Annotated in this window: 18 protein-coding genes; all 18 read left to right on the forward strand. The window is 36.0% G+C overall.

Annotated features, from left to right (window positions below):
• The first annotated feature begins 20 nt into the window (after positions 1–20).
• The 18 genes from acsn021_RS10140 to acsn021_RS10220 all read left to right on the forward strand — a co-directional run bounded on the left by acsn021_RS10140 (position 21) and on the right by acsn021_RS10220 (position 15,386).
• Positions 21–695, forward strand: a complete 675-nt coding sequence (locus acsn021_RS10140; protein ID WP_184093310.1) for an HAD family hydrolase — start codon at positions 21–23, stop codon at positions 693–695.
• 30 nt (positions 696–725) lie between these two features.
• The gene (locus acsn021_RS10145) at positions 726–860 is read left to right on the forward strand and encodes a hypothetical protein (protein WP_279289758.1); all 135 of its coding nucleotides are present in this window, start codon (positions 726–728) and stop codon (positions 858–860) included.
• A 34-nt stretch (positions 861–894) separates the two neighbouring features.
• The gene (locus acsn021_RS10150; RefSeq protein ID WP_184093309.1) at positions 895–1,308 is read left to right on the forward strand and encodes a hypothetical protein; all 414 of its coding nucleotides are present in this window, start codon (positions 895–897) and stop codon (positions 1,306–1,308) included.
• A 221-nt stretch (positions 1,309–1,529) separates the two neighbouring features.
• A complete protein-coding gene (locus acsn021_RS22995; RefSeq protein ID WP_279289757.1) occupies positions 1,530–1,661 on the forward strand; it encodes a hypothetical protein in 132 nt (43 codons plus the stop codon).
• Between the two features lie 191 nt (positions 1,662–1,852).
• Positions 1,853–2,038, forward strand: a complete 186-nt coding sequence (locus acsn021_RS10155) for a hypothetical protein (protein WP_184093308.1) — start codon at positions 1,853–1,855, stop codon at positions 2,036–2,038.
• A complete protein-coding gene (locus acsn021_RS10160) occupies positions 2,039–3,250 on the forward strand; it encodes an RtcB family protein (RefSeq protein WP_184093307.1) in 1,212 nt (403 codons plus the stop codon).
• 15 nt (positions 3,251–3,265) lie between these two features.
• Positions 3,266–3,439, forward strand: a complete 174-nt coding sequence (locus acsn021_RS10165; RefSeq protein WP_184093306.1) for a hypothetical protein — start codon at positions 3,266–3,268, stop codon at positions 3,437–3,439.
• Positions 3,440–3,651: 212 nt separating this feature from the next.
• Positions 3,652–4,653, forward strand: a complete 1,002-nt coding sequence (locus tag acsn021_RS10170; protein WP_184093305.1) for a hypothetical protein — start codon at positions 3,652–3,654, stop codon at positions 4,651–4,653.
• A 241-nt stretch (positions 4,654–4,894) separates the two neighbouring features.
• Positions 4,895–5,560 carry a YukJ family protein gene (locus acsn021_RS10175; RefSeq protein ID WP_184093304.1) on the forward strand — a complete coding sequence of 222 codons (666 nt, stop codon included), beginning with the start codon at positions 4,895–4,897 and terminating at the stop codon, positions 5,558–5,560.
• A 90-nt stretch (positions 5,561–5,650) separates the two neighbouring features.
• Entirely contained in the window at positions 5,651–6,142 is a 492-nt protein-coding gene (locus acsn021_RS10180; RefSeq protein WP_184093303.1) for an NUDIX hydrolase, read from the forward strand.
• A 173-nt stretch (positions 6,143–6,315) separates the two neighbouring features.
• Positions 6,316–6,999, forward strand: coding sequence for a 4'-phosphopantetheinyl transferase family protein (locus tag acsn021_RS10185; protein WP_184093302.1), 684 nt, complete (start codon positions 6,316–6,318; stop codon positions 6,997–6,999).
• 388 nt (positions 7,000–7,387) lie between these two features.
• Complete coding sequence (locus acsn021_RS10190; RefSeq protein WP_184093301.1) at positions 7,388–8,158, forward strand: ABC transporter ATP-binding protein; 771 nt, start codon at positions 7,388–7,390, stop codon at positions 8,156–8,158.
• Positions 8,159–8,160: 2 nt separating this feature from the next.
• Positions 8,161–8,991 carry an ABC transporter permease gene (locus tag acsn021_RS10195; RefSeq protein WP_184093300.1) on the forward strand — a complete coding sequence of 277 codons (831 nt, stop codon included), beginning with the start codon at positions 8,161–8,163 and terminating at the stop codon, positions 8,989–8,991.
• On the forward strand, positions 8,991–9,833 hold the full coding sequence (locus tag acsn021_RS10200; RefSeq protein WP_184093299.1) for an ABC transporter permease: 843 nt from the start codon (positions 8,991–8,993) through the stop codon (positions 9,831–9,833). The genes acsn021_RS10195 and acsn021_RS10200 overlap by 1 nt, the downstream gene beginning before the upstream one ends.
• 108 nt (positions 9,834–9,941) lie before the next feature.
• Positions 9,942–11,084 carry an ABC transporter substrate-binding protein gene (locus acsn021_RS10205; RefSeq protein WP_184093298.1) on the forward strand — a complete coding sequence of 381 codons (1,143 nt, stop codon included), beginning with the start codon at positions 9,942–9,944 and terminating at the stop codon, positions 11,082–11,084.
• A 165-nt stretch (positions 11,085–11,249) separates the two neighbouring features.
• Positions 11,250–12,614, forward strand: a complete 1,365-nt coding sequence (gene hydA / locus acsn021_RS10210) for a dihydropyrimidinase (RefSeq protein WP_184093297.1) — start codon at positions 11,250–11,252, stop codon at positions 12,612–12,614.
• Between the two features lie 75 nt (positions 12,615–12,689).
• Positions 12,690–14,195, forward strand: a complete 1,506-nt coding sequence (gene preA / locus acsn021_RS10215) for an NAD-dependent dihydropyrimidine dehydrogenase subunit PreA (protein WP_184093296.1) — start codon at positions 12,690–12,692, stop codon at positions 14,193–14,195.
• Between the two features lie 24 nt (positions 14,196–14,219).
• Positions 14,220–15,386, forward strand: a complete 1,167-nt coding sequence (locus tag acsn021_RS10220) for a PucR family transcriptional regulator (RefSeq protein WP_184093295.1) — start codon at positions 14,220–14,222, stop codon at positions 15,384–15,386.
• Positions 15,387–15,433 lie beyond the last annotated feature (47 nt).

Here is a 15,433-nt window from a genome sequence, read left to right on the forward strand (position 1 = left end):
ATTTATAGGAGAGTTTAGAGATGATAAAAGCTATTTTTTTTGATTTATTTTTCACGTTAATTAATCCGAAATATTCCCGCGAAAATGAATATGATGTCCTTGGCATATCAGCTGCCGAGTGGGAAAAATATGCTGAGGATGATGTATTATATGAAGAAAGAGCCAGAGGAAGGGTGAAAAGTGAAAAAGAGATAATTGACAAGATTGTTCGCATGATGCCGTATGATTTGAAAGATGAACAAAAGCAAATAATACTTCATAGACGTGAAGAACGTATGAAAAGAGCATTATTAGAAATTGATAATAAAATTCTTGCATGTTTAAGACAATTACATAAAAGTAACATCAAGATAGGACTTATAAGTAATGCAGATGTAATTGATACAAAATATTGGTATGAATCACCGTTAGCGGAGTTTTTTGACTCAGTTATATTTTCCTGTAATATAGGGATGTTAAAACCAGAAATGGGAATTTATGATGTGGCAATGAAACGCTTACATGTTTTACCAGAGGAAAGTGTTTTTGTGGGCGATGGTGGTTCCAATGAAATGTATGGAGCAAAAATGGCAGGTATGAGAACAATTTTTACAGAATATTTAGAGTCAAAGGCAAATAGCCAAAAAGAACAGATTATGAAGTACGCAGATTACCATGTTAAAAATTTTGACGATATACTAAAATATAGTTGTTAAAGTCAATATAGAGGATAGGTGGTTAAGAACATGGTTATTGAAAAAGGAAACGAATCCGATATTGAAGAACTTGCTTTACTTTATGACGAGCTGAATGATTATCTTGCAAAAGGAATCAATTATCCAGGGTGGAAAAAAGCATTTATCCTACTCGCTTATAGATAAAGTGTAGAGTCTTTTTTGTAAGAAAGGGCAGAATATGAAGCAAAACAAAATTATCTGGGTTGTACTTGAGGTAATTGTATTAGCAATTATCTTGCTGCTGGGATTTACAGTTTTGAATACGGAATATCTGTTTGCATGGCTTGCTCATAATTGGGCATTTTATATGCTTCTAGGATTCATTGCACTTTCCTTTCTATTATTAAACAAGCAATATGTTTCTCTATGCATGACTGCTGGAATCATAACCGGTATATTTATAGGGAATTATCTTGGGAGATTTATAAAAGGAGTCAACGTATCAAAGATTGTTGAGGACATGAATACAGAAGAGATATACAGGCTCAGACACAACCCGGGCTTTGAAATATGGATTGGAATAATTCTTATATTCATAGTCATAGGAAGTATTATACAGATAACTATTTCAAAAAAACATGTAAACAGTTAAAAGACGGTAAGGTATGAGGTAAGTCTTAAGTCATAAAAGTAAATGGGGGATATTTTAGATTTAGTAAAAACTAAAAAGAAACATATAGTTGCCATATAAGTTAGTATCTTTAAGTTCTTTTGAAATTATAATAGTTTAATTACACATTGCAATATAAAGATATCTGTGTTATATTAATTAAAATATGCATATTTTAGTAAAAGTGAAAGGAGGATAAAAATATGAAATTTAATAAACAAAATCAACAGAATAGTAATGGTATTATTAGGAATTATATCAATCAATTTTATATGGAATCATGCTGTCCGGCATATATGTTAAAATCTATCTTCCTTGAGGAAGTGCATAGTTAAGAGACGTAGAATATAAACTTCTGACCGCATGAAATAAATCGTGCATCAGAACTTAATTTAGATAACATAAGGAGTACCTTATTCTAAAATATTCTGAAATTAATATATAAGCAGTAATTATACATTAAGAAGCCCGATTTTGAATTAGGCTTCTTTTTTATGTTTTTGAGCCAATACTTGGAGGTGTTTTTATGAGTAAACTTAGAGAAACCGTATGTTTATATTATATTTCTGCCGGGGCGTGTAAAAAAGGTAGAGAAGCCAGTCATAATGGCTATTGCCAAAAGTGTGATAAATACTACCCCAGAGCAAGAGTTAGACATTTGAATCAAAAGAAGAAAAAATTAAATGAAATAAGAAAAAAAGAGGAATATTAAATGAATAAAATAACAGGAAAATGCAATACAGCAATTATTTATACAGAAGTTTTAGAAGAAACGGCACGAAAACAAATTCAGACCTTGTGTAACCAGGAATTTATAAAGGAATCTAAAATACGGATAATGCCGGATGTCCATGCCGGTGCCGGTTGTACTATTGGCACAACAATGACAATAACTGATAAGATTGTACCAAATCTTGTTGGTGTTGATATTGGATGCGGTATGGAAACAATCAGAATTAAAAACAAACATCTTGAATTAGAAAAACTTGACAAATTAATATACGAAAGAATACCATCCGGTTTTGGTATACGTGAAACTCCCCATAAATATAATGAGGAGATTGATTTAAACCAGCTTAGATGTTTACAGACAGGTAAATTAAATATTAATAGGGCACAAAAAAGTTTAGGAACTCTAGGAGGTGGAAATCATTTTATAGAAGTGAATAAGGATGAGGAAGGAAACATGTATCTTATTATTCACTCTGGCAGCAGACATTTAGGATTAGAAATAGCCACTTTTTATCAAGAAGAAGCATATCGTTCTTTACATGGGAATTCTCAAGCTGATATAGCACAATTAATTGAGGAATACAAGCAGGCAGGGCGAGAAAAAGAGATTGAGCAGGCGGTAGAGAGCATGAAAAAGGAGTTGCATATGGATATACCTAAACCACTCTCATATGCAACCGGGCAACTTTTTGAAGATTATATTCATGACATGAAGATTATTCAGCAATTTGCCATGTTAAACCGGAAGGCTATGATGTGTGAATTAATAAAAGGCATGAAGTTAAAGGTGGAGGAGGAGTTTACCACGATTCACAACTATATAGATACTGAACAGATGATACTACGTAAAGGTGCAGTTTCAGCAAAAGCAGGGGAGCAAATATTAATTCCCATTAATATGAGGGACGGTTCACTTATTTGTATCGGAAAAGGAAACGAAGAATGGAATTTTTCTGCACCACATGGTGCTGGAAGATTAATGTCTAGAAGCGCAGCTAAGAATTCTTTTACAGTTTCGGAATTTAAAAAAGTAATGAAGGGAATTTATACATCCTCTGTCAATAAAGAAACTTTAGATGAATGTCCTATGGCATACAAAAGCATGGAGGATATTCTTAGTAATATAAAGGAAACCGTAGAGTTAGTAAAAGTAATTAAACCCATCTATAATTTTAAGGCCGGTGCGGAATAGGAATCACACTATTCATTGCGGGATTACAAGAATATATGGGCAGAAATAAATACTTACCGCAGTGCAGACCAAGAGATATTACTAAATATCCGTAATGGAGGTTTTCAGAAGGAGGATGGCGGATATAGTAATGAATTCTATGAATTATTAGCAGACTATGAAAAAACGGCTGAATTATGCGGCAAATAATACCCTTTTACCGATGAACCAAACTATAAGCGAATTGAAGAAGTTGTAATGTATGTCAATGAAAAGGTAGTAAAAGGCGAGATATAAAGTTATCCTATCTTTTTTTTGAAAGGAGGCTTTAGCGGATTGACAATGCTTTGTAATAGGAGTATCTTTAGATGTAAATATAAGGAATACAAAACAACTATGAAATAATGCAAAGGAGAAAAATAGTGAAGGAATTATCTATAACCACCAATCTCAGGGTACGGACCTATCTATATAATGCATATGTTGAAAGTATAATCAGTAATCTTCCAGGGTATGAAGCTTGGTTTCATAATAATTATATACAATTGGCATATTATAAAAAAAATAATATTAGTGTACTTGAATATTTATCTGGAAGCATATTCGGATGTGTGCCAATGCTAAAGAATAAATCTTATGAAGACATTATGACTCTAAAACAGGAAGACGACAAAATACACGAAAAATTTCAGGCGTGGATTGAAAGTGGAAGTTACATATATACTTTTCTAGATGAATTTTATGTCCCAGAACGCTCAGCCTACTCAAAATTTAATTATATTCATGATGTGTTAATATACGGTTATGATACTAAAAGAAGGGTATATATGCTGACTGGTTATAATTATCAGGCCCAATATGTAAAAAGTGAAATAAACTTTGATAACATGATAAAAGCATTTCAAAATGATAGTCCATGTTTAATAGAAATACAAACTAATGATATAAACTATAGCTTTAATTTTGATAACTTCAAAACTATGTTAGTTGAATATAGGAATGGTAGTAATAGTAGAGATACGATTGAAATGTACCTGGATATGGATTCCTATAATGATACATTTTATGACGATAAATTAGATCATTATGCATATTATGGAATTCAGATATATGAGGGGGTATTAGAATATTTAAGCAATATGCAAATAAAGGAAGAAGACCTGGATTATCGAATGTTTTATTTGATTTATGAGCATAAAAAAAATATGAAACTTCGAATGGACTATCTTATTAAGGTGAAAAATATGAGGCTTGCTGATAATATCTTTGATGAATTGATAAATAAGAGTCAGCTTATGTTAAACGTAGCTATAAAATATAAAATGACCTTCAATCCTATATTACTTGATAATCTAAAAAGGTATATATGGGAGATTCAAGAAGAAGAAAAGAAAGTTTTAGATAAAATTATAGGAATTATATAATTGGTGTGTAGAATGAAACAGTAGGTGTTCTCTTGGTTGGCTATGTATACAGATTATTATTGGAAGAAATCAGACAGTATGTATTGTAGGTATATTAATTATGCCATAATAAGTTTATTCTCTCTTTTCATAGGTTGGAATACTGAAAAAATTAGTCGTATATCCTTTTGTTTTGAGTTATAATAGAACAAAAGGATATACTTTTTATAAGAAATGTTATCTAAAGATTGGAGTTGTTTTTATGCCAATAGAGAATTATGGGGTTTTAAAGGGAATTGTTCTTAATGGGAAGGAAGAAAGAGACTATAACAAACCTCATTATCAAATCCACATTAGGGGTGAAAAGAATACAAATTACCGTGCAGCAATTAATGTAATGTCAGGTCCGAAACATATGGGTTCTAAGGTATTATATTATGCAGAGGAAGAATTTGTGAGTCCTGTTTTAGAAAAGCTAAACAGTCTAAAGTATGGATTTACGCCTATCAATAAGAAAAATGAGACGTTGGCACTGGATTATATCCGTGGCAGCATTATTAGCAACCCTGCTAAAATGAAACCTCTGCCTCATGATAAAGCCGGAAAAGATAATGACTTGAACGATTATTTGCATAAATATGTAGATAGGGCAATGCAGGAAAAAAAACCTTCCTCCACTATTTATGTATACGGCTCTTTATTTTTGTCAAAAGGTGAAACAGATGACATATTTCATTTCGCACCCCCCATTGGCATTCACAACATCCATATGAATCAAGGAAATGACAGGAAAGGACCATGGGTAAAAGATAACGGTATATGGCAGGACGGTGGCATCTTAATACAGATGAGGAGTCATTGGATTGGAATATTTCTGGCATTCCAGACTCAAGCCTGGTGTACAGATGATTATGGGCATCCTGTATAATCTAAAGAAAGAATTCTATATGGGTTAGCTTTTACAAGATTGTGCCTGCTGCCCAAAGTTTGCAGGTATATGAAAGGGATAGATATTAGTATGAGTAAAGACATATTATTCAAAACAGAGAACGATGTATTTTCCTACCGTATAGGTGGAATTTTGATTCGGGACAATAAAATATTGCTGCAAAAACCAAAAAATGATGATGGTTTTTCTATCCCGGGCGGGCACGTAAATTTTGGTGAAGCCAGCTCGGAAGCTTTAATTCGAGAATTTAAAGAAGAAATCAATGCGGATATTAAAATTGAGAGGTTAGTATTTGTTGGTGAGAATTTTTTTCCATGGGGTAGGAGACCATGTCATCAAATCAGTTTATATTATGCTGTCTCTTTATGCAGTGAGGAACAGATTCCGCTTACTGGTACCTTTCAGGCAACGGATGATTTAGGAAATGAAAGAATTGATTTGGATTTTAGCTGGATTGCCTTGGATGAACTATCGGCTAAGAAGGTTTATCCAACAAATCTAATGGAGGATTTAATCTCGTTGCCGGAACAGGTAAAACATTTTATATATGTACAGGAATAAATAGGAGAAACTAAAATCATACAGATATAGTAAATAAATGTATAATTGTGTATAATATAACTGGAAGGTTGAAAGAAAAATAGATGAAGGAAAATGCCGCAATGTACAACTTTCAACACTTTTGATTTGTGGCAGTATCATAGCATTGTCTGTGATAAACGATGAGGATAAGGATGGAATTATATATACTAAATATTGAAGATGAGATAGAAGCAGCAGAATATCAACGATTATTTGATTTTGTAACGCCTGAAAAGAAGGAAAGAATCAAAAGATTTCATTATGACAATGATAAAAAGCGTTCATTATATGGAAATGTGCTAACACGCTATCTCATTAGCAGAAGATTACATATTGATAATAAGGATATTGTCTTTGAAGCAAACGCCTATGGCAAACCTTATTTAGCAGGAAATAAGGAGCTTTATTTTAATCTTTCCCATTCCGGAAAGTGGATTTTCTGCGGTTTGGCAGAGAAAGAAATTGGAGTTGATATAGAGCGTCGTGGAAATTGCAAGGAAGACCTTGCAAAGCGATTTTTTTCAAAAGAAGAGTATAAGTACTTAATGGATACTCCTGAGGAAAAGTGGCGGCAGGTATTTTATGATATCTGGAGTTTAAAAGAAAGTTATATTAAATATAAAGGGTTAGGATTATCCATGCCTCTTAATTCTTTTGCATTTCATTTTGAAGGAGAGAGCGTTTCTTTACATACAGAAGATGAAGAGCAGGAGCTGCCCTTTGTAAAACGCTATACTTTCGATCCGGAATATAGTATGGCAGTTTGTTCCACAGAGCCACCAACGAATTATATAATCAGGATGCCCCTTCAAATCCTTGCAAATTGGGGAAAATAATAATAGGAAATTATGGAAGAGGATTTTTTAGACGGAAATTTCATAGAATGAAATAGCAAGAGTTTATAGGTACAAAAACAACTTATTTGTGCTAAAGCACATTTGGATACACATATTTTTCTCATATTATGCTGTATAATCATGTTAAAATGATATAAAAATAAAATAAATGTGCTAAAACACAGACTTTTTCAAAAAAACACTTGCGTCGATTAGATTTCTGTGTATAATATAACTCATAATTAATTTACAGTTAATTTTAAGATATTTTATTTTAACTGACCTTTAAAAGGGCAATGGTGCTTGCGTCAAGAAGCGCCACTGCCCTTTTTTTGTTTTTTGTGTGAGCAAAGATTTGCATAATACATTTGAAAGGAGCCAAGTTCATATGGACAACAATATTGAGATAAAACTAGGCAACGTAGGAATGATATATCAGGCAGACAGTAATGAGGTCACGGCTTTAACCGGGGTAAGCCTGAATATACAAAAAGGGGAATTTATCTCACTGTTAGGTCCTTCTGGATGTGGTAAAACAACGCTTCTTAGAATTGTAGCGGATTTGTTAAAATCCACTTCGGGTGAAGTACTAATAGAAGGGAATACCCCTGAAACCGCAAGGCTTGACAGGAAATATGGGATGGTTTTCCAAAGTCCTGTATTATATCAATGGCGTACTGTGAGAAAAAACATTGAGTTACCTTTAGAGCTAATGAAGGTTAAAAAAGAGGATAGAAGGGCAAGAGCTGAAAAAATGTTGGAGCTGGTTGGTTTGTCAAAATTTGCAGATCATTATCCGCATCAGTTAAGCGGTGGTATGCAGCAACGTGTGGGAATCGCAAGAGCTTTAGCCATCCGTCCAGAAATCCTTCTAATGGATGAACCTTTCTCTGCTTTAGATGAATTTACCAGAGAGAAACTCCATGAAGATTTACTTCGTATCTGGAGTAAAACGAACAAAACAGTTATTTTTGTAACACATAATATCGCCGAAGCAGTATTTTTATCTGACCGTGTCTGTGTATTATCGCCCCATCCGGGCAGATTATCCGCAGTTGTTGATATTAATCTATCAAGGCCAAGAACTCAGGACATAAAGGATTCCCATGAATTCACCGCTTTAGTCTCTAAGGTAAGAAATAGTTTTGAGGGGGTTTGATTATGAAATATAAAAAAGTTTTATCCTCCAAAGGGATGGTAACCTTTGTGTGGGTGTTAGGTTTAGTGATAGTCTGGGAGCTATTTGCCTACTACATAGAAGGCACAAAAAGAACACCGGAAAATATTCTTCCCCACATCTATCAGATTATTGGTTCCATCTTTAGTACCAAACCAGTCAGCAGCGGTCAGACAGCAATTCAGCTTGTTATGTCCAACGCGGGGGCAACTCTTTTTAGGGCAGGAATTGGTTTTTTAATTGGTATGACTGGTGGTTTTCTCCTGGCCTTACTTATGAATCTGTCCGGTATTGTTGAAAAGATAGCATTTCCTTATCTTATGATTATTCAGATGATTCCCATTCTTGGTATGGCACCGATTGTTCTTGCAATTACAAAGGATATTGGAGTAAGCCGTATGGTTATTGCAGCCATCTTAACTTTTTATCCAGTATCTACCAATACGTTGGCTGGTTTTAAATCCGTAGAAAAAGAGAAGCACGATTTGATGCATATATGTGCTGCCAATCCGTTTCAAATATATACGAAGACGTTAATTCCTTCCTGTATCCCCTACTTTTTCACGGGATTAAAAATATCCGCACCAATGGCTATTACAGCTTCAATTCTGGTAGACACCTTACAAGGAGACGGTGGATTAGGGGTTATGCTTTCCCAGTCATTAAAACATGCCATGTCAATCTATGTATTTTGGCAAATCGTAATATTCAGTGCCGCTATCGGTATTTTAAGTTTTTATATGATGGGAGTTATTGAAAAGATATTTTTACCTCATAAACGCAGCAGAAGTAATGGAAAGAAGGTGGAAGAATAATGGAAGCAGGAAATGTATTCACTCTGGTACAGAAGAAAAAGAGAGTGAAAGCCAGAGGAAAAATAAATTCTGTTGTATCATTTTTATATCCGGTTGCTTTCGGAGCTCTGCTAATTATTCTCTGGCAGACAGAAATACTTCATAAAATAATCGGAACAGATACTTTTACACTCCCTTTGCCTAGCAGAATATTTGCTATTATCGGAGAGAACTTTCCTAAGGTTATAACCAATGTGCAGGCAACAGTTATAGTGGCTTTGTGTGGACTATTGCTTGGTTCTTTGTTTGGATATTTTGTAGCAATCATTGCAACAGTCTTTCCTAAATGGGGTGCGGGTGGACTTAACATTGTATCTGCCTTTAATGCAGTCCCTATTGTTGCACTTGCTCCGGTTATTACCAACTGGACAAAAGATGTAAGCAGCGATGCCAATACCAGAAGTATGTTTGCAAAAGCACTGGTGGTTATGGTGGTGTGTACGGCATCAATGAGTGTAAATGCATTTCGTGGATTAACAGAAATGACACCGTTTTCAGAGGATTTGATGAAAACTTATGCTGCCGGTAGGTTTGAAACCTTTGTAAAACTTAGACTTCCCAATAGTATACCCTATGTTTTTACAGCTCTGCGGGTAAGTGTACCGGCTAGCGTCATCAGTGCCCTAGTTAGCGAGTATTTTGCAGAATATATAATTGGTGTCGGCAGACAGATTAGAGAAAATATTGTTCTTGCCCAATATGCAACTGCATGGGCGTATATTACAGTCGCATGTTTTATCGGAATAGTAATGTATGCTATTTTAATGGTTGTTGAAGGTGTTTTGTTGAAAAACCGCAGATAAATGCAGGAAATCAACTGATATATAATACGAATTTAAACTTAAAAACAAAAAGCAAGTGTGAAAGTGCTCAATAATTGTATGCCGCCGAAGCGGCAGAGGGAGGTTATTATGAGAAAAAAAGTTTGGTTTACAATGATATCGTTGGTACTTATTTTAGCATTAACTGCTTGTAGCAGTAATACACCGGCATCTAGTTCAGGTAATAATGCAGGTACATCCGGAGTAAGTAAGGATAGTGAAACCTCAGATGCATATTTTGATAAAGGCACGGCAGTAAAAGATATTATAGCTAAAGCCAGCTCAGAAGGTAAAGTGGGTAACTGGGGACTAGGCAATGAATATGAAGTTCAAGCACTTTTAACTAAGTACGGTCAACCGACTACTTACTTAAGCCAGGCTTTTGATATGGATGGTTTTGATGATGATTCCATTCTGCTTGCTTCTGCTATGACTTATAATGAATATGGGCTTGTCGTAAATGCGTATGACGGTGGTTACGATTATGGCGATAAGGTCGGCTTTATAGATATGAATGATGAAGGTGTTGCTATGTTAGAAGATAATATTTTTACCACAAAAGCGTTTGCGAGCGAGAATCCCAATACAGTAAAAGCATTTATCTATGCTTCTATGAAAGGCTGGGAATATGCCTGTGAAAATCCGGAAGAAGCAGCAGAAATTGTTTATAAATATGGATCTTCTGTATCTACCGAACACCAGGCCTATATGGCAAGTGAAGTTAAGAAGCTGATAGAGACAGATACAACCGGTGCTTCTGTAACTGATTACGGTAAGATGGATGAAGCAGCCATGCAGCAGACGCTTGACTTGGCAAAAGAATACATTAAGCTGGATGATTCTGCTGCAGCAGATAAGTTAAAAGCATTATCCTTAGAGGATATCAGAGATACTACTTATTGGGAAGGTGCCAATGCTTCAATAGACGGTAACTTCGGTCCTCTTGAAAAAACAAGTGTTTCCATTCAGCTAAAATGGCTGCCCCAGGCACAGTTTATGGGTTATTACGTAGCACTTGAAAAAGGTTATTATAGCGAAGTAGGCTTAGAAGTTAAAATCGTACCCGGCGGTGGTGATATCGGTGAAACAACGGCCGTATATAATGGTTCTGTTGACTTTGGTGTAACTTGGGTATCTAATCTGATCGCTGCGAATGCTGGTGGAATGGATTTATTAGAAGTGGCACAGGTATATCAGCGTTCCGGTCTGGTATTGATATACAAGACGAATTAATATTTTAACTAAATAAGTGTAAATAAAACATCAAGGAGGAGAAGCATTTACTTGCCTCAGTTAATAGTAGATGCTTTTCCTTTCTTATACCCTGAATAAGAAATAATATCTAAAGGATTAGGGTGTAATTATCTGATAAACACGTAAGCAGCAAGGAGGAAGTATATGGATTTATTAATTAAAAATGGAACACTTATCAACTCAAAAGAGAATAGTAGAGCAGATATTGCAGTAGAAAATGGCAAAATCACAGCTATTGGAAAAGATCTGCAGGCGAAAGAAAAGACAGAAATTGTAGACGCAGCTGGTAAACTGGTATTGCCGGGAGCAATTGATGTTCATACGCATCTTGCCATGCCTTTTGGAGGCACAATATCAGCAGATGGTTATTTTTCCGGTACCAGAGCGGCAGCCTGTGGCGGGACAACTACGGTATTTGATTTTGCATTGCAGGATTTCAATGAAAATCTGGTGGATACAGTAAAAAGAAGGGACGCTCTGGCAGCCCCTGAAGCGGCGGTTGATTATGCCTTTCACGTAGGTGTTAAAGATGTACATGGTGATTTACTGAATTCCATGACCGAAGCGGTTGCATATGGAGTTCCTTCCTTTAAAGTATTTATGGTGTATGATTTTGGTGTTACAGATGGTGTGTTTTATCAGATACTTGAAAAGGCAAAAGAATGTGGAGCACTAATTAGCGTTCATGCAGAAAATAAAGAAATCATAAATGTGCTTACAGAGCGTTACTTATCTCAAGGAAAAACCAGTGCATGGTATCATTATAAGTCCAGGCCGGAATTCGTAGAGGCAGAAGCGGACTATCGTGCTATAAAATGGGCGAAGTCTTTAAATACATCCTTATATATTGTTCATCTTGCTAATAAAGAAGGAGTTGAAATGGTAACTAGAGCTAAAGAGGAAGGGTATGAAATCTATGCGGAAACCTGCCCTCAATACCTGCATTTTACCAAGGAAGTATACAAAAGAGAAGATGGACGTAATTTTGTGTGCTCTCCGCCAATCAAAGGAGCAGAAAGTAAGGATGCACTATGGGAAGCTATCAAAAGAGGAGATATTGATACAATCGCTACAGACCATTGTCCGTTCCAAAGCTATGAAAAAGACTGGGGAAAAGATGATTTTACCAAGATTCCCAATGGCTGTGCAGCCATAGAAAATATGTATCCCTATATGCTGGCAGCTGCGAATGCCGGAAAGATTAGTTTCCAAAAAGCGGTAGAGTTATGCTGTGAAAACCCTGCAAGAATATTTGGCTGCCAGGAAAAAGGGTTCTTAAGTGTAGGAAAAGATGCAGATATTGTAATATATGATACCAACAAAGATTTTACCATAACCTGTGAATCCATGCATTCGGATTATGACCACACCATATGGGAAGGGTTAAACCTTCATGGATACCCTGTTCAGACCTATTCCAGAGGCAGATTGGTATACGATAAGGGAGAATTTGTAGGAGAAGCAGGCTGGGGTAAATTAGTCAAACGTGTCCCTCGGGTTACATCTTAAGTTACTGCAAACCTAATAAGGATATAAGATTCATGAAGTCTAAATTATGAATTCATAAGATAGGAGATGACAGATATGCCGGTAAACCAATTGTATGCAGATATATTTTTAACACAAGAGTCAGCCAGGTGCCTTTTATGCCACGCACCGGCGTGTACAAGTGCCTGTAGTGAAAAACTTGATCCGGCAGGCTTTATCCGTGCCGTTAGATTTGAAAATAAGCAAAACAGTTATAGGCACATAAAAACTTCTGCTTGTGAAAGCTGTGATGCACCTTGTGAAAAAGCCTGTATTCACTACGATTTTTCCATCCGTATACGGGAAATGGCACAGTTAGCACGAACGCGAGAAACAAAAGCAAAAGAGGCAGATCTTTCCATTGATTTTTGTGGTATCCCCTGTGAGAATCCTTTTTTCTTATCTTCGTCTGTAGTTGCCAGTAATTACGAAATGTGTGCAAATGCTCTACGAGCAGGCTGGGGTGGTATTGTATTTAAAACCATAGGTTTTTTACAACCAAAAGAAGTATCTCCAAGGTTTGATGCTACAAAGAAGGAAGGCACCCCTTTCGTTGGCTTTCGAAATCTGGAACAGATTGCAGAACATGCATTGGAGGAAAATCTTTTTTATTTAAAGAAATTAAAGGAAGACTTTCCGACTAAAATAATAGTAGCATCCATAATGGGTCAGACCGATGAGGAATGGACGGAGCTTGCTAAGAGGGTAACAGATACGGGGGTTGATATGATTGAATGTAACTTTTCCTGTCCTCACATGTCTGCCCATGGTCTTGGTGCGGATGTTGGTCAGACTCCGGAGTTAGTAAAACATTATACGGAACTTACAAAAAAAGGTACCCATCTGCCTGTACTGGCTAAAATGACTCCTAATATCGGACATATGGAAATACCTGCCATTGCAGCTATGGAGGGTGGTGCTGACGGTATTGCGGCCATCAATACGATTAAGAGTATCAGTGGTTTAGAGCTTGGGAAGATGGCTCCGCCTCCGCATATTGACGGAAAATCTGCCGTTTCCGGTTATTCTGGTAAGGCAGTAAAGCCAATTGCTTTACGTTTTATTCATGATATTGCAAAACACGAAAGGTTAAAAGGTGTGCCTATCAGCGGTATGGGCGGTATTGAAACCTGGTATGATGCAGCAGAGTTTATTGCCTTAGGCTGTGAAAATATTCAGATAACAACTGCTGTTATGCAGTATGGTTACCGTATCATTGATGATTTGATTTCAGGACTTAAAAACTATATGGCGGAAAACGGCTATAAAAATCTGAAAGAGTTTGCAGGCAGTGCCTTGTCGAATCTGGTAAATGCTGATAAACTGGACAGAGATACAGTTGTATATCCGGTTATTGATAAAGAAAAATGTATCGGCTGTGGAAGATGTTATATATCCTGTGCAGATGCAGGACACCAGGCAATTCGTTATAATGAAGAGACTAAAAAAACGCAGGTACTTGCAAAAGACTGTGTAGGATGTCATCTATGTCTGTTGGTTTGTCCCTGCACAGCAATCAGCACGGGAAAGAGAGTCAGAAAACCGGCACATATGACCGTATAAACAGCAGAAGGAGTCACAGTTTATATGGCAATTACACTATCTAGATTATTTGCTAATTCAGAGAAAAATTATAATATAAAGCTCATAGCGGGTCAAAGAGGAATGAAGAATCTGGTTCGATGGGTGCATATGGTGGAAGATCGGGAAGTTCCGGGATTCTTACACGGGAATGAGTTGATTCTTACAACCGGAATTGCACAAACCGGCACACAGTGGATAGAGATTTTTGTAAAAAATCTAAGAAAACATGGGGCAATAGGATTGATTTTAAATGTTGGCCCATATATCAATTCGATACCCAGGGAGGTAATTACGTATTGTGATGATAATGAATTTCCCCTATTTACGGTACCTTGGGAAATCCATCTAATTGATGTTACCTTTGATTTTTGTCATCGAATTATTGCGAATGAAGAGAATGAAACCAGTATAGCTACTGCCTTTCGTAACCTGATATTTTCACCTGGGAATAGGGAGGCTTATGTCAGTGCCTTAGAACGCAGAGGATTCCATAACCATGGAGAATATACCCTGCTATTGATGCAGGCAGCTAGAAACGGCACACTGATATCCGGCGACGAATGGCATAATATCCAGTTTACCATGCAAAGTGTATTAAAGAATATTGATAAGCCCTTTTGCATTTTTGACCAGGAGAATTATCTTGTTATGACTGCATCAGGAGTAAATAGTACGCAGATGGAAGCTTATGCAAAAATTCTAAATAGCGAGTTATTCAATCAATTTAAAAATGTCACTGTTAACGTGGGTATCTCGGATACGGTTACAGGCTATTATGATATGCATATCTGTTATAAACAGGCTTTTACGGCTTCCAATACTGCTAAACTTTTAGAGAAACAGATTCTGAACTATCAGGATACAGGAATCTATAAACTGCTATATGCAGTTGAAGATGTGAGAGTTCTAAGAAGATATATAGACGATACCTTTCATATGATAATAGAGTATGATTCGAGGCATAATACAGATTATTTAAATACCTTAAAATGCTATCTAGAAAATAACGGCAGCATACAAAAAGTTTCCAGTCAAATGGAAGTTCATAGAAATACGATTAATTATAAGATGAAGTTTATTCGGGAGAACTTTGGAATTAAATTAGAATACAGCGATATTGCAAGCCTTTGGTTGGCTTTTAATATGAAAGAAATAGTAGATAGAAACTAATGTGAAATAGAAAACGATTTTCACACCCTAATTTGAGGAAATGCTGT

The sequence above is a fragment of the Anaerocolumna cellulosilytica genome (genome assembly GCF_014218335.1).
In the GTDB taxonomy this organism is placed as follows: domain Bacteria; phylum Bacillota; class Clostridia; order Lachnospirales; family Lachnospiraceae; genus Anaerocolumna; species Anaerocolumna cellulosilytica.